Source organism: Azospirillum sp. BE72 (assembly GCF_031455875.1).
Taxonomy (GTDB): Bacteria; Pseudomonadota; Alphaproteobacteria; order Azospirillales; family Azospirillaceae; genus Azospirillum.
This window is the reverse complement of record NZ_JAVDTO010000023.1, coordinates 1-19472: the sequence shown is the minus strand read 5'-3', so window position 1 is coordinate 19472 and position 19472 is coordinate 1. Positions and strand designations below refer to the sequence as shown.

The following is a 19472-nucleotide window of genomic DNA, read 5'->3' as shown; positions in this document are numbered from 1 at the left end:
GGCTCAGGCCGGCGCCTCGCAAGGCTGCCAACCGAGGGCGGCGGACAGGTCGGCCCCCTTCAGCGTGGCGAAACTGGTCTTGATCGCGGTCAGGTCGGTGCCGCGCAGCACCACCCCGGCAAGGCTGGCGTCGCGCAGGTCGGCGCCGGTCAGCCGCGCCTTGGCGAAGCTGGTCGGCCACAGGCGGCTGCCGTCGCCGCTGAGGTCGACCTTGCGGAACTTGGCCCGCCACAGCTTGGCGCCGGCCAGATTGGCGCCTTCCAGGTTGCAGCCGGACAGGTCGGCGCTGGTGAAATCCGCATCGCGCAGGTCGCTGTAGGACAGGTCGGCCATCATCAGCTTTGCGCCGGAGAAGTCCGCCCCGCGCAGCCCGGAGAAACGCATCACCGCCCCGCACAGCAGCTGGTTGGCGAAATTGTAGCCGCGCAGGTCGATGCGCTGCAGTTGGATGCGCTCGCCGCCCTTGCCCAGCTTCTCCACCCAGATCTGATGCTCGGCGATCAGGTCGGTCATCCGCGCCGCGGTGGTGGTCAGGCCGGTTCCGTCCACATCGACGCCGTGCCGCTCCAGCGCCACCCGCAACTCCTCATGCAGGCGGGCGCCGCACATCAGCACGCCGTCCAGCGTCGCCTTGCGCATGGTGGCCCCGGTGAGATCCGCCCCGATCAGGATGGCGCCGCTGAGGTCGCTGCCGCTGAAATCGGCACCGGACAGGTCGCTGCCGCTGAAATCGCACTGCGCCATCCGGCAATCGGTCAGGATCGCCTTGGTCAGGCTGCAGCCGACGAAGGTCGTGGTGCCGTCGCTGTTGCCGGCCGCCCGGAACTCGCCCGCGTCCAGCACCATGCCGCGGCGCAGGTCGGCGCCCTGGAGGTTGGCGTTCTGCAGCTTCGCGCCATCGACCCTGGCCCCGCGCAGATCGGCGCCCTGCAGCTGCGCGCCGGTCAAATCGGCCTTCGACAGGTCGGCGCCGTAGAGATCGGCCTTCGACAGCACGGTGCCGACCATCCGCGCCCGCGCCAGGCTGGCACCCGTCAGCTTGGCGCCCGACAGGTTGACGCGGTTGAGGCCCAGCCCGGCCAGATCGTAAAAGCTGAGATTGGCGCGGCGCCCCCGTCCGGCCGGGTCGCGCAGCAGCCATTGCTGGTGCCGCACCAACGCGTCGCGAACCGCCCGAAGGTAGCGTTCATCCGTCATGCGGCGCGTCGATGCCCCGGCATTGCCGTCCCGGACACGCTGTCCCGAACTGTTGGCAACCGGGATGTTACCGAAACCGATTTAGTTTCGGAAGGCATGTCCCCTCGAACCTTCGCCAGACCGGCAAGAATCTTTTGTCGCAGCCTCAGATCCGGTCCGATATAGAACCGCCGCCGTCACAGCCGCGTGATCGCTCTTCCGACCCGCTTGGGCCGGCGGCAAATCCGACCAATATAGTGGGTCTCGAACACCGACCACCACCAGCGGAGACCGGCGGCATGCCCGAATCGGACAAGGCCAACACGGCCAAAAGCGAACAGGACTGGAAGCAGGAGCTGTCGCCCAATCAGTTCAAGGTTCTGCGCGAACACGCGACCGAGTATCCCGGCACCAGCCCGCTCAACGACGAGAAGCGCCGGGGCGTCTACCGCTGCGCCGGCTGCGGGCAACCCCTTTATGCCAGCGACACCAAATACGAGAGCGGGTCCGGCTGGCCCAGCTTCTGGGAGCCGATTCCCGGAGCGGTGGAGACCTCCACCGACTACAAGCTGGCCTATCCGCGGACCGAGGTTCATTGCGCCAGCTGCAAAGGCCATCTCGGCCATGTCTTCGATGACGGGCCGCAGCCGACAGGGAAGCGCTACTGCATGAACGGTGTCGCCATGACTTTCGTGCCCTCGGAAAAGTCCGGCTGACCCACGGAACTATGACCGGGCGCCGGAGTCCTTTGCCTGATCGGCGTCTGGTCATAAACCCTCCCAAAAAAGGCGGGTTTACCCCTAATTGAGTTAAAAATGACAACCTTGGCACAGAGCGCGATGGTATGATCAGCCCCCGTGCGGCGGGTTGTCGCGAGGGCATCGCGACCCTCCGCCGTCCATGGCACCATGCGTCGTCGAAGCGGCGCGGGCATTCGGTGCAGCTGGCGGAGGGCGAATGGTCATTTCGGCCGAGTTCCTGGGGATGCTGCTTCTGATCACCAGCGCCGCCGCGCTTGGTCTGTCGATCGTGGTCGATGTCGGCCGCGTCAGCGCCGAAAAGGCGCGCGAGGCGATGAACCAGAGACAATACGACAAGAAGCGCGCCGCGCTGGCCGAATGGCGCCAGAAGACGGAGCGCAAGCGCGTCGACGTCACCACCCTGCAAGCCCGCCTGACCGAATTCAACGGCCGCCGCCAGAAGGCGCTGACGGAGTTGCGGGCGCTGGAATTCTCCAAGATCGAACTGGTGCACGAACTGGGCGACCAGGACTCCGACGGCGACGTCTACTGGGCGCAGTTGGCGGTCGGCCCCAATTTCAACGAGCTGGATCGCAAGGACATCGTCTTCTCGCGCCAGATCTGGGAATACCGCAACGTCGCGCACATCACGGCGCCGTCGGCCGAACAGGCGCACGGCACCGTGCGGACCAGCTTTTCCCAGCGCAACGGCCTGATCAGTTCGCCGGTGGTGCCGCTGGCGCTGGCCCCCGATCCCGAGGCCGAGGCGACCGCAGCATGATGGGAACGGCTTGATGACCGGCATGATGCTGTATTTCGCGCTTGGCCTGATGGTGCTGACCGTCCTGTCCAACCGCTACTGGCGCCGCCAGCTGACCCTGACCCGGGTCGCCATGTCCAAGCTGAAGGAGAAGGTGGACGACGTGACCAGGGAGGTCGCGGACGTCGCCTCCGACTATGCCCAACTGGCCCACCACCATGCGGACATGGAAAAGCGCGTCCAGAAGGCGGAAATCGACATGCAGGCCGCCATCCTGGAACTGGACCAGAAGAAGGGTGCCGCCATGCAGCGCTACTTCGTGTTCGACCGGAACGAGCCCCGCTCCGGCCGCTTCTGGGAGGTCGCGGTGCGCTTCCACCCGACCGCGGTCAGCTTTGCCGACCAGCGCGGTCATCGCGGCTGGTCCGGCATCCGCCGTTTCCTGCTGATCGCCGACGGCGAACGTGACGCGCGCGAGCGGGTGGCCGCCCGTTATCCCCGGAAGGCCGGCTTCGAGATCCTGGAGGTCGCCGGCTGCCGCCTGAACGGGCTGACGGTCAACCGAATTTCCGAACTCAGCACCTTCCGCAAGCCCGGCAAGCCGGAGGAGGAAACCGCAGCCGCCCGTCCGCAGCGCCGGACCTCGCCCGCCCAATCCTGACTTGAGCGCGATGGACGCAATCAGTCGACCACAGCCTGGAACATGTACCCCATGCCGTGGACGGTGACGATGCGCGTCGGGTCGGCGGGGTCGGGCTCCACCACCCGGCGCAGGCGGCGGACCAGCCGGTCGATGGAGCGGTCGTAGGGCACCGAGTCGCCACGCAGCGTCAGGTCCAGCAGATCGTCGCGGCTCAGCACCCGCCCCGGATTCTCGACGAAGGCGGTCAGCAGTTCGAATTCGGCCGAGGTCAGCCGCGCATCTTCGCCGCCGGGATCGCGCAGTCGGCGCTTGTCGAGATGCAGCTCCCACCCGTCGAACCGCTTCACCCGTCCGCCCGCCGGCCGGGTCGGCTTGGCGATGCGGCGCAGGAGGCTGCGGGTGCGGGCCAGGATTTCCCGCGGTTCGAACGGCTTGGTGATGTAGTCGTCGGCACCCAGCTCCAGCCCGATCAGCCGGTCCATCCGGTCGGAACGGCCGGTGATCAGGATGATGCCGATGTTGGAGGTGGCCCGCAGCTCCCGCGTCACCGCCAGCCCGTCCTTGCCGGGAAGCCGGATGTCCAGCAGCAGCAGGTCGATCCGCCCGCGCGCCAGCAGCGCCGACAGCTGATCGCCGTCGCGCGCCAGCATCACCCGATACCCTTCGCCTTCCAGATAGGCCTTCAGGGTCTCGCGGGTGATGGGATCGTCGTCGACCACCGCGATGGTGTTCATTGTCCCCCGTGACGGAGTCCGATGGCCGGCGGATTGTCTGCCGGCCCCTCATACCAAAGCTATCGGTTCCGCCAACCGGATACAAGGTGGAGCACACGGGTCCTCCCAAGCGGCATCCGCCGATTGTGCGGCGCACCGAGGGTCCGCAAATGGGGACAATCGCGCCGAACTTGCCAGATCGAGGGGACAATGCCACATTTGTACTCATGACAAATTGGACCCCGAACCTGGAGGGCCGCGCCGGCCCGCTCTACCGCGTCATCGCCGACGCGCTGGCCGACGACATCGCGGAGGGCGCGCTGGCGGTCGGCACCCGCCTGCCCACCCACCGCGACCTCGCCTTCCGCCTCGGCGTTACGGTGGGCACGGTGACGCGCGCCTATACGGAGGCGGAAAAGCGCGGCCTGATCGGCGGCGAAGTCGGACGCGGGACCTTCGTGCAGGGCCAGCGCCCGCCGGCGACACCCCTGCCGCTCGGCTGGCCGCCGGCCGGGGAAGCGTCCGTGGGTGAGACAGGGGCCGGCTCCGCCATCGTCAACATGACGACGGTCCATCCCGAACATGCCGTCGCGGTGCAGGCCTTCGGCCAGACGCTTGCGGCCATCGGCAGTTCCGGTCGCGCGGCGACGCTGATCGGCTACGGCCCGCATGCCGGGCTGCCCGACCACCGCACCGCCGCCGCCGCCTGGCTGGAGCGCCAGCACCGGGTGCAGGCGACGGCCGATTCGGTGCTGCTGACGACCGGGGCGCAGAACGCGCTGGCGGTGGCGCTGGCCGCCGTCGCCCGCCCCGGCGACGTCATCCTGGCGGAACGGCTGACCAACATCGGCACTAAGGCGCTGGCGGCCACCCAGGGCTATCACCTGGAAGGGGTTGCCATCGACGAGCATGGGCTGGTGCCCGACGCCTTCGACAGCGCCTGCCGCCGGCTGGGGCCGAAGGCGGTCTATCTGGTGCCGACCCTGCAGAACCCGACAGCGGTGGTGATGCCCGCCGCCCGCCGCCGCGAAATCGCCGAGATCGCCCGGCGTTATGGCGTGATCCTGATCGAGGACGACGTGTTCGGCTTCATGGTGCCGGATGCCCGGCCGATCCAGACCATGGCCCCCGACATCACCCTGTATGTGTCGAGCGTGTCCAAGAGCCTTGCCGCCGGGCTGCGGCTGGGCTTCGTCGTCGCGCCGGCGGAGTTGCGGTCCCGCGTCGAGACGGCCATCCGCGCCCTGCAGTATTCCGCCCCAGCCCTGCCGGCGGAGGTGGTGGCGCGCTGGATTCAGGACGGCACCGCCGACCGCATCGTCGCCACCCAGCGGGAGGAGGATCTGGCGCGCCAGCGGCTTGCCCGCTCCATCCTGCCGGCCGGGACCGTCTACGGCAGTTCGGCGGCACAGCATCTGTGGCTGGTGCTGCCGGAGCCCTGGCGGCGCGAGGATTTCGTCGGCGAGGCGCGCCGCCGCGGCGTGATCGTCACCGGCGCCGACGCCTTCGCCGTGGGCCGCGCCAGCGCGCCCCATGCGGTGCGCGTGGGGCTGTGCATGCCGCGCAGCCGCGACGAGGCAGCCCGCGGCTTGCGCGCGCTGGCCGATACGCTGGACGCACCGGCGGCGGCGATGCTGTCGATCGTCTAGGGACCGGCTGTTTACGCCCCTTGCAGCATCCCCTGCACCGCATCCATTGCCGCAAGCCCGCGGCCGAACACCGATTCCGCGGTCGCGGCAAGCTCCTGCGCCTCGACACGGCGGCCTTCGCGCATGCCGTCCTCGACCGCCCGCATCAGCCCGACGAAGCGGGTCAGGCCGAAATGGCTGGCGGCCCCGGCCAGACGATGGGCGATGTCTTCGATCTCGTCGTCGGGTGTATTGGCGGCGGTCAGGCGGGGCAGCCCCTCCTGCGCCGAGTCCAGCAGCAGCCCGCGGATGGTGGCGAAGCGCGCCGGACCGAGGGAGCGGATATAGCGTTCCAGGATTTCGTCGCTCACGTCCTCCTCCACGACCAGCGGGCGGGAAGGGATCGCGACGGCGGCCTCGTCGCCGCCTGTATCCTCACCATCGCCATCCCCGCGCGGGGCGACGGCGTTGGACAGCAGATGCATCAACCGTTCCGGGAAGATCGGCTTTTCGATCACCGCGTCGATGCCGGCGGTGATGTAGCGGGCGCGGTCGGCGGCGAAGACGTTGGCGGTCACCGCGACGATCGGCACCGCCGCCCGTTCGGCATCCGCGAAGGCCCGGATGCGGCGCGCCACCTCCGGTCCGTCGATGTCGGGCAGCCGGATGTCCAGCAGTACGGCGTCGAAACGCCGCCGGGCCGCCAGTTCCAGCGCCTTCTCCCCCGTCTCGGCGATGGTGATGCGGTGGCCGGCGTCGGACAGCAGGCCCAGCGCCACCTCCCGGTTGATTGCGTCATCCTCCACCAGCAGCAGGGCCAGCGACCGCACCCGGCTGATCGGCAGGAGCCGGCCGGGCCGCCGCGCCGGCAGGGCGGTTTCCTCCACCAGCTGCAGGGGGATGGTGACGGTGAAGACGCTGCCCAGCCCGACCGCGCTGTCGACCCGGATGCTGCCCTGCATGGCGTCCAGCAGGTGCCGCACGATGGCGAGCCCAAGGCCGCTGCCGCCGAAGCGCCGGGCGATGGTGGGATCGGCCTGTTCCAGCTTCTCGAAGATGGCGGCCCGGCGTTCCGGCGGCACGCCGATGCCGGTGTCGCGCACGGCCAGCCGCAGCATTTCGCCGGTCTCTCCGCTCCCGGAACGTTCCGGTGCCGGTTCGATATCGACGCGCAAGTCCACCCCGCCGCGTTCCGTGAACTTCACCGCATTGCCGACGAGGTTCACCAGGATCTGGCGCAGCCGCTGGCGGTCCACCACCACCAGTTCCGGCACCTCCGGCGCGATGTCGAGGTCGAGATCGATCCCCTTCTCGTTCGCCAATCCTTCCACGGTCGCAACGACCTCTTCCAGCACCGGCAGCAGGGCGCAGGGCGCAGGATCGAGGTCGAGCTTGCCGTCTTCGATCTTGCGCAGATCGAGGATGTCGTTGACCTGATCGAGCAGCCCGTGGCCGCAGCGCATGATCGACATGGCATAGCGCCGCTCGCCCGCATGCAGCTGCCCGGTCAGCAGAAGCCGGCACAGGCCGAGGATGCCGTTCAGCGGCGTACGCATCTCGTGGCTGACGGTGGCGAGGAATTCGGTCTTGGCGGCGTCTGCCCGCTCCGCCCGCTCCTTGGCCTGCCGCAGCTCCTCCCGCGCCCGGCGCGAGGCGGTGACGTCGTTGGCGACGCAGATGATGCGGCAGCGGCCGTCGCCCGACCATTCGAAGGGGTGGCGCTGCAGGGCGAAGACCGCAGTTTCACCGTTGCGGGCCAACGCCAGCTCTTCAACGCCCAGCGACCGCATGGAGCCGGGATCGCCGCCGGCCAACGCCCGCCCGGTCTCCGGACCCAGCACCTCGGCCAGGGTGCGGTCCTCGATGTCGGCGCGGCGGGTGCCGAAGCAATCCTCCGCCGCCCGGTTCCACAGCACGACCCGCCCGGTATCACCCTCCAGCACGTAGAGCACGCTCGGCACATTGTCGATCACGGCGTCCAGGAAGGCTTGGGTCCGGCGCAGCAGCTCCTCCGCCTCGCGGCGGCGGGTGATGTCGACGACCGAACTCAGCAACACCTCCTCCCCCTGGAATTCGAAGGCGATGCCGGACAGCAGGCCCCACAGCCGGCGGCCGGTCCGGGTCACCAGCTCCGTCTCCACGTCCAGCGCCAGCCCGCTGGCGAAGACGTCGCGGACAAATTCCTCCCGCACCGCCGGCACATACCAGACGGTGGCGGCCGGCCGGCCCAGCAGTTCGCCGGCATCGGCGGCCTCGAACAGGTCGGCGGCGCGGCGGTTGACGAAGCGGATCTGGCCGTCGGCGCGGCCGGAGATCACCAGCGGGACCGGCGCCGCCTCCAGCACCGTGCGCAGCCATTGCTCGTTTCGGCGCAGGGCCTCGCTCTTGTCCTCGGTCTCCTGGATGTAGAAGCGCAGCGCGCGGGCCAGCTCGCCGATCTCGTCGGCGCCGGTCGCCGGCACCTCCGCCCTGCCGCCCCCGGTGCGGTCGCGGATCGCCTCGCTGACCGCCCAGAGACGGGCCAGCACCTTGCGCCGGACATACAGCACCGACAGCACCATACCCAGCACCACCACGCCGACCGAAGCGAAGAACAGGCGGGTGTAGGTGGTCGATACCTCGATCACCTGCTGGCGGCTTTCCTCCGCCGCCTTGGTCTGCTCGACGAAGATGCCGGTGTTGAGGCCGGTGTTGACCAGCGACACCTGATTGGCGCGGTCGACCAGCCCGTTCAGCGCCTCCGACGCCTGCAACTCGGCCTGCCGCTGGCGAAAGACGGAACGGTCGCCCTCCACCACCGCGCGCATGCCCTCGGCCAGCCGGGCCAACCGGTCCGATACGCCATCGACAGGCACTCCCGGTACGGATGCGGCGAGACTCTCCAGTTGCGCCGCCGCGCCGTCGGCCAGACGGGCCAGGGCGAAGCTGTTCTCCGCCTGATGGACCGACGCGATCAGGAACAGAAGCCGCTCGGCCATCGCCAGCCAGCGCTGAACGCCCACGTCCTCGACCCCGCGCAGTCCCGGTTCCGCCAGGGCATCGGCCATCCGCCGCACGTCGCGCGTCCGGTCGGCCAAGGCGCGGCGGGCGGCGACGCGGGCGGTCACGCCGCGGTCGATAGCGTCGCGCAGCCGCAGGATCTCGTCGCGTTGCTGCTTCAGCCCGGCGATCCGCCTTGCCTGGGGGGCATCGGACGAGTCCATCTCCGCCAGCAGCCGGTCATAGCCGTCCAGCTGGTCCGCCAACCCCTGCTTGATGGTTTCGCGGCCGAAATTGTCGTCCGACAGGGCCAGTTGTTCCAGGGTCCGCATGATCCGCTGGTGCTGGCGCTCCAGCTTGGCGGAGGCGACCACGGCCGGAAACTGCTCCGACGTCACCTTGGTGATTCCGGCATGCAGGCCGTCGAAGGCGATATAGGCGCCAAGCCCGATCAGGAAGGCGACCAAACCATTGAAGGCGAGCGCGCCGAACAGACGCGCGCCGACGCCGATCCTCACCACGCCCGCCTTGCCGGCTTCGGACCTGCCGGCCTCCGACTTGCTGCCGCCCGCCATTCCCAATCCCGCCAGTCCCGTCCAGACGCCCAGCCCCGACACCCCCAATCGTTTGCGCGGTGCCGTGGGCAGCGTATCATAGCGGCGCCGTAGGATAAGGGGAGAAGGATGGGGCCGAAGCCTGTTGCCGTCGCGCTGGGACTGATTCTGGCGCTCGTCCCGGCGGTTGGCGGAACCGCCGCCGGGGCGCAGCCGGACGCGCAGCCCGTGCCGAACGGCGACCGCCCGGTCCTGGCGGAGATCGAGAGGCGGGGGGTGGTTCGCTGCGGCGTGTCCTTCAATCCCGGCTTCGCTGCCAACGACGACAACGGGCGGCCGGTCGGCTTCATGGTCGATCTGTGCCGGGCGCTGGCCGCCGCCGTCCTGGGCAAGGCCGACGCCGTGGAGATCCGCCGCCTGTCCAAGCCGCAGGAGTTCGACGCAGTCGCCGCCGGTGAGGTCGACGTCTCCTTCGCCCAGACCTCCTGGACGCTGACCCGCGACGCGACCTACGCCGTCGATTTCGGTCCGCCGGTCTTCCACGACGTGCAGGGGATCGCCGCATGGCGCCTGCCCGACGGCCGGTCGGCGTTGGACGGAACGGAGCTGACGGTCTGCGTCCCGGCCGGAACCACCACCCAGGCCGAACTGGAGGCGCTCGTGGCCGGCGGAAAACGATCCTGGAAGCTGCGGAGCTTTCCCGGCTGGCCCGATGCGCTGGAGGCCTTCCTCAGCCGCGACTGCACGGCACTCAGCGCCGATCGGGCCCTGCTGACCACCGCGCTGCACATGCTGGAGTCGCCGAAGGAGGCGCTGGAGATCGCCGACGCCCCTCTCCCGTCACGCGAACCGCTGGCTCCGCTGACGCCGAACGCCGACCGCATGTGGATGGCGGCGGTGCGCTGGACCATCTATGCGCTGTTCCTGGCCGAGGATGCTGGCGTTACCGGCGCCAACGCCAATTTCCAGCGGATCACCGGCGGCAGTGAGATGCGGCGCCTGCTGTCCGGCCTGCCGGAGGTCGCGGCGAAGGCGGGCCTGCGCCCGGACTGGGCCTATCAGGCGGTGGTGCAGGTCGGGAATTACGGCGAGATCTTCGAACGCAATCTGGGCAGCCGGTCGCCATACAAACTGGACCGCGGACCGAACCGGCCCTGGACACAGGGCGGACTGCTCTACGCGCCGGTATTCCAGTAGGCGTGACCGTTCGGGCGGACACATCGCACCTGTCCAAAGGACTAACGTAACCCAATACCGCAACACCTGATACCCCCGACCATGGTCGGGGGTGACGCGGATAATTTGCTAGGCACACTATCGGTCGGAAAACCAAGGAGCGGGCTCGGTTATCGGTCCATATGACCGGAATGCGCCGCCCACTAAAAACCAACCGATATGCATGACTATTCACTTGGGAGGGTGAAGACCATGGCCTATGCGGCTTCGTCGGGCGATGCCGTCCGACCGATGACGGGCGAGGAGAAGAAAGTCATCTTCGCGTCCTCGCTCGGGACCGTTTTCGAATGGTACGACTTCTATCTCTACGGTTCGCTCAGCGCGGTCATCGCCGCGCAGTTCTTTTCCGGGGTCAACCCGACCGCGGCCTTCATCTTCGCGCTGATGGCCTTTGCCGCCGGCTTCGCCGTCCGGCCCTTCGGCGCCCTGGTCTTCGGCCGTCTCGGCGACATGATCGGCCGCAAATACACCTTCCTGGTCACCATCCTGATCATGGGCGTGTCGACCTTCATCGTCGGCATCCTGCCCAACTACGCATCCATCGGCATCGCCGCCCCGATCATCCTGATCATCCTGCGCCTGCTGCAGGGCTTGGCGCTGGGCGGTGAATATGGCGGTGCCGCGACCTACGTCGCCGAACATGCGCCGCACGGCCGCCGCGGCAACTACACCTCCTGGATCCAGACCACCGCGACGCTGGGCCTGTTCCTGTCGCTGCTGGTCATCCTGGGCTGCCGCGTGTCGATGTCGCCGGAGGATTTCAACGCCTGGGGCTGGCGCATCCCGTTCCTGATCTCCATCGTGCTGCTCGGCATCTCGGTGTGGATCCGCCTGATGCTGAACGAATCGCCCGCCTTCAAGAAGATGAAGGACGAGGGCAAGCACTCCAAGGCGCCGCTGACCGAGTCCTTCGGTGAATGGAAGAACCTGAAGATCGTGCTGCTCGCCCTGTTCGGCCTCGTCGCCGGCCAGGCGGTGGTGTGGTACACGGGCCAGTTCTACGCCCTGTTCTTCCTGACCCAAACGCTGAAGGTCGATGCCCAGGCTGCCAACCTGATGATCGCGGCGGCGCTGCTGATCGGCACGCCCTTCTTCGTGATCTTCGGCACGCTGGCCGACAGGATCGGCCGCAAGCCGATCATTATGGCCGGTCTGCTGCTGGCCTGCCTGACCTACTTCCCGCTGTTCAAGGGCATCACCCACTATGCCAACCCGGCGCTGGAGGAAGCCATCGCGACCTCGCCGGTCGTCGTGGTCGCCGATCCGAACGAATGCTCGTTCCAGTTCAACCCGGTCGGCACCAGCCAGTTCACCAGCTCCTGCGACATCGCCAAGAGCGCGCTGGTCCGGCGCGGCATCCCCTACACCAACGAAGCGGCCCCGGCGGGCACCGTCGCGTCGATCAAGGTCGGCAGCACGGTCATCCCCAGCTACACCGCAGCCCCGCAGGCCAGCACGACCGTATCGCTCAGCCACGGCCCGACCGCCTCGCACGCGCCGACCGACGCCAAGGCCGCCGGCGCCGCCTTCGACAAGGGGCTGGGCGATGCGCTGAAGACCGCCAACTATCCGCCGAAGGCCGATCCGGCCCGCATCGACACGGTGATGGTCGTCGCCCTGCTGACGGTCCTGGTCATCTACGTGACGATGGTCTACGGCCCGATCGCCGCGATGCTGGTGGAGATGTTCCCGACCCGCATCCGCTACACCTCGATGTCGCTGCCCTACCACATCGGCAACGGCTGGTTCGGCGGCTTCCTGCCGACCACCTCCTTCGCCATCGTGGCGGCGACCGGCGACATCTACTCCGGCCTCTGGTACCCGATCATCATCGCCGCCGCGACCCTGGTGATCGGCCTGCTGTTCGTCCGCGAAACCAAGGACGTGGACATCTACCAGCATGATTGAGCAGGGTTCCGCCTGAGCAGGTCATAGTCAGGCAAAAGGGCCAGGCAAAAGGAAACGGGCGGAGGGGATGACCCTCCGCCCGTTTGCCGTCCGCAATCCGCCGTCAGGCGATCGACAGCGTCGCCTGCTGCTGCAGGGTATCGGCCGATGCGAAGGCCGTGCCGGTGCTGGTGCCGAGCGGTGCGGCGCTGCGGCCCTCCTCATAGCCCTGGGCGACATAATGGGCGGTCGCCGCCTGCAGGTCGCCGCCGAAGGCGGCCTGCAGGTCCGGATAGCGCGCCAGATAGGCGGAGGCGTCGAAGTCCAGGCTCCGCCCCTCGTTCCGGCCATAGGTGGCGTAATGCAGCGCCGCCGCCGTCGGATCGTTGCCGAAGGCCTGGATCAGGTCCGGATTGGCCGCCAGATAGCTGGTGGCGTCGAAGTCGGCCTGACGGTTCTCGTTGCGGCCGACCTCGATGTAGTGGCGGGTCGCCTCGGCCGTGTCGGTGCCGAAGGCCACGGCAAGGTCGGGGTTGTCGGCCAGGTAGCCGGCGGCGTTGAAGGTCAGGGCGCGCCCTTCGCTCCAGCCGAAGGACCGGTAATGGTCGAAAGCGGAGTCGCTTTCGGTGTTGTAGACGGCGGCGAGATCCGGGTTGGCCGCGAGGTAGGACAGCGCGTCGAACACCGGGGCGGTGGCGCTGGCGACCGTCTGGTCGGTGTACTGGATGAACTCGACATTGGTCAGCCGGTCGTAGCCGCCGGCGTCGATCACATAGATCTCGCCGTTGTGCTTGACGGCGCCACTGTCGGCGAGCGACGCGCTGCGGGCGACCGTGTCGATCCCGTCGCTGCCGTCGATGATGTTCACACCGCTGCCGCCATCAAGCAGATCGTCGCCCATGCCGCCGTTGATGGTGTCGTCGCCGGCATAGGCGCGGATCGTGTCGTTGACGTCCGACCCGGTGAGGCTGTCGTTGCCGCCCAGCAGCGCGGCGCGGATCGCTTCGGGATCGGTGCCGGCGGCCTCCCAGCCAAGCGCCGTCGCGACCGGCAGGTTCAGCTGCGACACCGACAGGCCGGGAACGCCGTTCGTGGAGTTGGTGACGCTGGAGATGGTGCCTCCGGTCAAGGTCTGGCCGGCGGCGTCATAGGTGAAATTGCCGCGGAAATCGGTGGAGCGGCCGTCGGCATAGTTGATGACGAGTTGGTTGGGTGTGGCCACGGCAACTGTGCCGCCCCGGATGCCCGTAACCCCGAGATCGTCGGTGTTGATGCTGGTCTGGGAACCGGCGCTGACCGATACCATTCGGACTCTCCTTAACCTTGCGTGTTCGACCAATGGCTTTGCAGCCCGCCACGGAGAACAGCGTAAGGCCGCTTGTGTCCCGGCATCTCCGGGCGTGCGGTCGGACGGCCCCCTTTGCCCCCTCCGTCGGCGATGCCACTCTTTTTCGCCCGGCCAAAGGTGGGCGCTGAACGGGGACGCGGCGTCGGCACGAGCACTGTGATAGGCTGCCGCCCCAAGGGAGAGAAAATCAAAAGCGGGATGCGAAAAGCCCCATGGAAAGCTGGTTCATTCTGGCCGCGTCGATGGCCTATCTGCTGTCGCTGTTCGCCATCGCGTGGTACGGCGACCGGACCGGCGATCAAGGCACCGAGCGGCGCACGCCCTGGCTCTATGCGCTGAGCTTCGGCGTCTACTGCACGTCCTGGACCTTTTACGGCGCGGTGGGGCGGGCGGCGACCGGAGGCTTCTACTTCCTGCCGATCTACATCGGGCCGATCCTGATGATCGGACTGGGCTGGCCGGTGCTGGCCCGCATCGTGCGGGTGGCGAAATCGGAGAACGTCGTCTCCATCTCCGACTTCCTGTCGGCCCGCTATGGCAAGAGCCGCAGCCTGGCGGCACTCGTCACCGTCGCCGCGGTGATCGGGCTGCTGCCCTACATCGCCCTGCAATTGAAGGCGATCAGCGTCAGCTTCGAGATTCTGGCCGGGGCGTCGCTGGGGACCGACCTGAACCAGATGCCGGGCGGGACCGCGCTGATGGCGGCGCTGCTGATGGCAGCCTTCGCCATCCTGTTCGGCGTGCGCAGCGTGTCGGCCAACGAACACCACCGCGGCCTGATGATGGCCATCGCCGCGGAATCGGTGGTGAAGCTGGCGGCGGCGCTGGCGGTGGGCGGCGCCATCGCCTATTCGGTCTTCGGCGATCCGGCCACCTTCTTCGAAGCGGCGGCGAACCATCCCGGCTTCCTCGACCTGATCCGGCTGGACAGCATCGGCGCGGACTGGTGGGTGGCCTGCCTGCTGTCGGCACTGGCGATCCTGTGCCTGCCGCGCCAGTTCCATGTCGCGGTGGTGGAGAACACCCATGGCGGCGACGTGCGGTCGTCGGCGAAGCTGTTTCCCGCCTATCTGGTCGCCATCAACCTGTTCGTGCTGCCGGTGGCGCTGGCCGGGCTGATGCTGTTCCCGGACGGCACGACCAATGCCGACACCTTCATGGTCTCCATCCCCTTGAGCCAGGGCTGGCCGTGGCTGGCGCTGGCCGCCTTCATCGGCGGCCTGTCGGCGGCCACCAGCATGATCCTGGTGGAGATGGTGGCGCTCAGCACCATGATCTGCAACGACGTCGCCGTGCCGCTGCTGATGGCTTTGCGCCCCGACGACCGGCGGCTGCGCGACGACCCGGCGGGGATCCTGCTGCTGATCCGCCGGTCGGCGGTGATCGTGCTGGTTCTGCTGTCCTACGGCTGCTACCGGCTGATCGGCCCGGCCTTCCCGCTGGCGACCATCGGCATGATGAGCTTCACCGCGGTGGCGCAGTTCGCCCCCGCCCTGCTCGGCGGCCTGATCTGGAGCCGCGCCAGCCGCGCCGGCGCCTTCGCCGGCATCTGCGCCGGCTTCCTCGGCTGGGCCTACACCATGCTGCTGCCGTCCTTCGCCGACGCGGGATGGCTCGCCTCCAGCGCCTTGCGGGAGGGACCGTTCGGCCTGACCGGCCTCAGCCCGGTGGCGCTGGCCGGCATCGCCGGCATCGATCCGCTGACCAATGCCGCGCTGTGGAGCCTGGGGCCGAACATCCTGCTGTTCGTGCTGGTCTCGCTGCTGACCCGGCCGTCGACGCTGGAGCGCCAGCAGGCCGCGCGCTTCATCAGCCTGCGCCGCTCCGCCGACGGAGAGGCCACCGGGCCGCGCGGCGCCACGCTGGCCGACCTGCACGATCTCGCGGTGCGCTATGTCGGGCAGGCCCGCGCCGACGCCGCTTTCTGCCGCTTCACCGGGGTGGAGGACGGCGACCTGCGCACCGCGCTGCTGACCCGCACCGACGGCGAGGCGATCCAGCTGACCGAGCGGCTGCTCGCCGGCGCCGTCGGCTCCGCCTCCGCCCGCGTGGTGGTGGCCGGGCTGCTGTCCGACCGCCGGCTGTCGCGCACCGACGCGCGGTCCATCATCGACGAGGCGTCGCGCGCCATCCTGAAACAGCATGAGCTGCTGCGCGCCACGGTGGAGAATGTGCCGCAGGGCATCGCCGTGTTCGACGAGGATTGGCGCGTCGCCACCTGGAACAACCAGTTCCTGGTGCTGCTGGACCTGCCCGACGGCTTCGTGCAGGTCGGCACCTCGCTGCAGGAGATCGTCGGGCTGATCGCGCGGCGCGGCGAATATGGCCGCAACGGCGAGATCGAAACCCTGCTGGAGCGCCGTTCCGACCCGCGCCGACGCAACAAGCCCGACGTCTACGAGCGGGTGCGTCCCGACGGCACGGTGCTGGAGATCGCGACCAACCCGATGCCGGGTCCGAAGCCCGGCGGCGGCGGCTTCGTCGCCGTCTATACCGACGTCACCGAGCGCCACCGCGCCGCCGCCGCCCTGCGCGAAGCCAATGAGACGCTGGAGCGCCGCATCGAGGAGCGCACCCACGCCCTGTCCGAAGCGAAGGCGGAGGCCGAGCGCGCCAATCGCGGCAAGACCCGCTTCCTCGCCGCCGCCAGCCACGACCTGCTGCAACCGCTGCACGCCGCCCGCCTGTTCCTGTCCGCCCTGGCCGAACGCAACGGCGACAGCGCCATCCGCCAGATCGACGCCTCGCTGCGGTCGGTGGAGCAGATCCTGGGCGACCTGCTGGACGTGTCCAAGATCGACAGTGGCGTGGTGAAGCCGAACCCGGTGCCGATGCGGATCGAGGAGCTGCTGAAGCCGCTGGGCGAGGAGTTCACCGTCCTGGCGAGCCGCCATGGTCTGGGACTGCGGGTGGTCGACTGCTCCGCCATCGTGCACAGCGACCCGACGCTGCTGCGGCGCATCCTGCAGAACTACCTCGCCAACGCCGTACGCTACACCCGCACCGGCCGCATCCTGCTGGGTTGCCGCCGCCGCGGGAGTTTCCTGTCCATCGAGGTGTGGGACACCGGCCCCGGCATCCCCGAGCACAAGGTGCCGGAAATCTTCATGGAGTTCCGCCAGCTCGACAACGATGCCGACGACCGCGGCAAGGGGCTTGGCCTCGGCCTCGCCATCGTCGAGCGTCTGGCCGGCATCCTCGGCCACACGGTGCAGGTGCGCTCCAGGGTCGGGCGCGGCAGCGCCTTTTCCGTCCTGGTTCCGCTGACCGATGAGCCGGTCGCCGCCCGTGCCGTGGTGGTCCGCCCGCGCGGCCGCGACCTGAGCGGCGTCCTGGTGCTCTGCCTGGAGAACGAGCCCGCCATCGCCCGCGCCACCGAGGATCTGCTGTCGAGCTGGTCCTGCCGCGTCGTCACCGCGGCGGCCCCCGACCTCGCCCTGGCGAAGCTGGGAGGACGCACGCCCGACGTGATCCTGACCGACTATCACCTCGACCGCAGCCTGACGGGGGTGGAGGCCTTGGCAACCCTGCGGGCCGCGCTGGGCAGCGATCTCCCCGCCGCCGTCGTCACCGCCGACCGCGACGCCGCCGTCCGCGAGGACATCGAAGCGGCGGGCTGCCGCCTGCTCTACAAGCCGGTGCGTCCGGGCGCACTACGGGCGCTGCTGGGGCAGTTGCTGGCGGAGGGGCAGCGGATGGCGGGCGATTGACGCACTGTGCCCCCTCCCTGTCCCTCCCCCGCTCACGCGGGAGAGGGACAGGGAGGGGGCAGGGGTTGCCTACTCCACCGGCGGCGGCGGTGCCGAGGACAGCGCCAACTGGCTCGCCAGCACCGCGGCCTGGGTGCGGGTCAGCACGCCCAGTTTGCGCAGAATCGTGGTGACGTGGGCCTTCACCGTCGTTTCGGCGACGTTCATCTCATAGGCGATCTGCTTGTTCAGCTTGCCCTCGGCGATGCCGGCCAGGACGCGGAGCTGCTGGGGGGTCAGGGTGGCGGCGCGCTGGGCGGGATCGGGGGCGTCGGTCTCGGGGCCGCCGTTGATCTCCGGCAGCCACAGCTCACCATCGAGAACGGCGTGGATCGCCTCGACGATCTGGGTGTTGGGGGCGGATTTCGGGACGAAGCCGGAGGCGCCATAATCGATGGCGCGCTGGATCGTCACCGGATCCTCCGACGCAGACACCACGATCACCGGAATCGCCGGATGTTCGGAGCGCAGCATCATCAGCCCGATCAGGCCGCTCATGCCGGGCATGTGCAGGTCGAGCAGGATGATGTCCGGCGGCTCCCCGGTGTCCAGCAGCGGCTTGATCTGCTCGAATCGCGACGCCTCCAGGATCACGGCGCCGGGGATCGCCTGCCCGATGGTCTGGGTCAGGGCGGTTCGCATCAGCGGGTGGTCGTCGGCGATCAGAATGCGGTGCGACATCGGCCTACTTGGACTTTCCGGGTATGGACATTCCGGGTTTAAAACCGTTCCAGCAGTATCCGCTTGCAGCCGTCCGTTGACAACTGCGCCCAATGCCGCGCGTCGACGTTTCCGAGAGATTTTACCCTTATCCGTCCGCGGACGGAATGGCCCCGGCGCTGGTGCGTTCGTGGATGGCCTGTCGCCGGAAGCGGTACAACTCCGCCGGCCGGCCGCCGGTCTGGCTTTCATAGCGCCCGGTGGGCTCGACGAAGCCGCCGGAGATCATCAGGCGTCGGAAATTCTGCTTGTGCACCCGCTCGCCTGACAGCGCCTCCACCACCAGCTGCAGCTGGTGCAGGGTGAAGGTCGGCGGCAGCAGTTCGAAAACGATGGGGCGATAGCGCAGCTTGCCGCGCAGCCGTTCCAGCGCGGTGGCCAGGATGCGCCGGCCGTCGCGCGCCATCGGCCGGCCGAGCGCCCGCGGCATCGGACCGCCGACACCGACCGACGAATCGACCCGCGCGGCGAGATCGCGGTCGCGGAAGGACTCCACCACCAGCCCGGCCTCGTAGAGAAGTTCGAACCGTTCCAGAACCCGTTCCATGTCCCAGTCCGCGCCGTCCAGCCCGAAGGCCATCTGGGCGCGCTCAGCCCGGCGCAGGCGGGTCTCCTCGTCGGGGGCCGAAGCTATCCAGCCGCCGAGCGCCGGGACGATCACGCCGTCCAGCAGCGGCGGGCGCTGGTCGCGCCAGTCCTCCCACGGGAAATGGTCGTAGAGGTCGCGCCATTCGGCCGAGGCGTCGCCGCCCAGCGGGCCGTCGCGGACCAGGGCGAGATAGCCGACCACGACCGACCGCGGGCCGCCGAACAGCTCGTGCGGGTCGCGGTAGCGGTCGCCGAAGGTGTAGAGCTGCTCGACATAGCGCAACGCGAGGCCCGACAGCCCCTCCGCCACCGCGCGCACGCCCTCCTGCAGGGTGCGGAAACGGTCGGGTTCGAAGGGCGCGCCGGGCAGCGCGTCGCGATGCGGCAACGGCTCGTCGCCGCGCCGGCGGTCTTCCGGCACGGCGAAGCCGCTGCGCACCGTCACGACGCGCGGCGTCCCGCCGGTCACCGCAACGATGGCGACCGACAGGCCAAGCTGGAGGGGCTGGGTCACGGCGCGCGCACGATTCCCCCTCTCCCCCCCGGGGAGAGGGTCGGGGTGAGGGGGAGGCGCGGCGGGACCGTTGCATAAATTCCGAAGCGGGGGGGCCCCCCCCCCCCCCCCCCCCCCCGGGGGGGGGGGGGGGGGGGGGGGGGGGGGGGGGGGGGGGGGGCGCCCGCCCCCCCCCCCCCCCCCGGGGCCGCGCCCGCCCCCCCCCCCCGGGCTCCCCGGCTGGACGAAGACGGTGAA

General features: G+C 69.1%; 13 protein-coding genes. 7 read left to right on the top strand and 6 right to left on the bottom strand.

The genetic code is table 11. The features are described 5' to 3' along the window. Nucleotides 1–3 precede the first annotated feature (3 nt). Entirely contained in the window at nt 4–1197 is a 1194-nt protein-coding gene (locus J2Y49_RS29760; protein WP_310119185.1) for a pentapeptide repeat-containing protein, read from the bottom strand. A 278-nt stretch (nt 1198–1475) separates the two neighbouring features. Between J2Y49_RS29760 and msrB the strand changes: the two genes are divergently transcribed. From msrB to J2Y49_RS29745, 3 genes are all read left to right on the top strand, one after another. After that, a complete protein-coding gene (msrB, locus tag J2Y49_RS29755) occupies nt 1476–1892 on the top strand; it encodes a peptide-methionine (R)-S-oxide reductase MsrB (RefSeq protein WP_310119183.1) in 417 nt (138 codons plus the stop codon). Between the two features lie 241 nt (nt 1893–2133). Next, nucleotides 2134–2697, top strand: a complete 564-nt coding sequence (locus tag J2Y49_RS29750; RefSeq protein ID WP_310119181.1) for a hypothetical protein — start codon at nt 2134–2136, stop codon at nt 2695–2697. Nucleotides 2698–2710: 13 nt separating this feature from the next. Beyond that, on the top strand, nt 2711–3337 hold the full coding sequence (locus J2Y49_RS29745) for a hypothetical protein (protein ID WP_310119180.1): 627 nt from the start codon (nt 2711–2713) through the stop codon (nt 3335–3337). A 20-nt stretch (nt 3338–3357) separates the two neighbouring features. Here the strand turns inward: J2Y49_RS29745 and J2Y49_RS29740 are convergent, their stop codons facing one another. After that, a complete protein-coding gene (locus tag J2Y49_RS29740; RefSeq protein WP_310119179.1) occupies nt 3358–4053 on the bottom strand; it encodes a response regulator in 696 nt (231 codons plus the stop codon). A 206-nt stretch (nt 4054–4259) separates the two neighbouring features. Between J2Y49_RS29740 and J2Y49_RS29735 the strand changes: the two genes are divergently transcribed. Next, on the top strand, nt 4260–5681 hold the full coding sequence (locus J2Y49_RS29735; protein WP_310119177.1) for a PLP-dependent aminotransferase family protein: 1422 nt from the start codon (nt 4260–4262) through the stop codon (nt 5679–5681). A gap of 11 nt (nt 5682–5692) precedes the next feature. On the opposite strand, the gene J2Y49_RS29730 is transcribed toward J2Y49_RS29735, so the two are convergent. After that, complete coding sequence (locus tag J2Y49_RS29730) at nt 5693–9214, bottom strand: ATP-binding protein (RefSeq protein WP_310119176.1); 3522 nt, start codon at nt 9212–9214, stop codon at nt 5693–5695. Nucleotides 9215–9322: 108 nt separating this feature from the next. Here J2Y49_RS29730 and J2Y49_RS29725 point away from each other — a divergent pair, with 108 nt between their 5' ends. Both J2Y49_RS29725 and J2Y49_RS29720 read left to right on the top strand, forming a co-directional pair. Then, nucleotides 9323–10390 carry an amino acid ABC transporter substrate-binding protein gene (locus tag J2Y49_RS29725; RefSeq protein WP_310119174.1) on the top strand — a complete coding sequence of 356 codons (1068 nt, stop codon included), beginning with the start codon at nt 9323–9325 and terminating at the stop codon, nt 10388–10390. 231 nt (nt 10391–10621) lie between these two features. Next, nucleotides 10622–12337, top strand: coding sequence for an MFS transporter (locus J2Y49_RS29720; protein WP_310119172.1), 1716 nt, complete (start codon nt 10622–10624; stop codon nt 12335–12337). A 103-nt stretch (nt 12338–12440) separates the two neighbouring features. Here the strand turns inward: J2Y49_RS29720 and J2Y49_RS29715 are convergent, their stop codons facing one another. Beyond that, a complete protein-coding gene (locus tag J2Y49_RS29715; protein WP_310119171.1) occupies nt 12441–13622 on the bottom strand; it encodes a hypothetical protein in 1182 nt (393 codons plus the stop codon). A gap of 254 nt (nt 13623–13876) precedes the next feature. On the opposite strand from J2Y49_RS29715, the gene J2Y49_RS29710 reads away from it, so the two are divergent. Continuing rightward, entirely contained in the window at nt 13877–17374 is a 3498-nt protein-coding gene (locus J2Y49_RS29710) for a PAS domain-containing hybrid sensor histidine kinase/response regulator (protein ID WP_310119169.1), read from the top strand. Between the two features lie 69 nt (nt 17375–17443). Here the strand turns inward: J2Y49_RS29710 and J2Y49_RS29705 are convergent, their stop codons facing one another. Both J2Y49_RS29705 and J2Y49_RS29700 read right to left on the bottom strand, forming a co-directional pair. Next, the gene (locus J2Y49_RS29705) at nt 17444–18094 is read right to left on the bottom strand and encodes a response regulator transcription factor (RefSeq protein WP_149222643.1); all 651 of its coding nucleotides are present in this window, start codon (nt 18092–18094) and stop codon (nt 17444–17446) included. Nucleotides 18095–18221: 127 nt separating this feature from the next. Further along, on the bottom strand, nt 18222–19235 hold the full coding sequence (locus J2Y49_RS29700; protein WP_310119168.1) for an NrtR DNA-binding winged helix domain-containing protein: 1014 nt from the start codon (nt 19233–19235) through the stop codon (nt 18222–18224). Nucleotides 19236–19472: the final 237 nt, after the last annotated feature.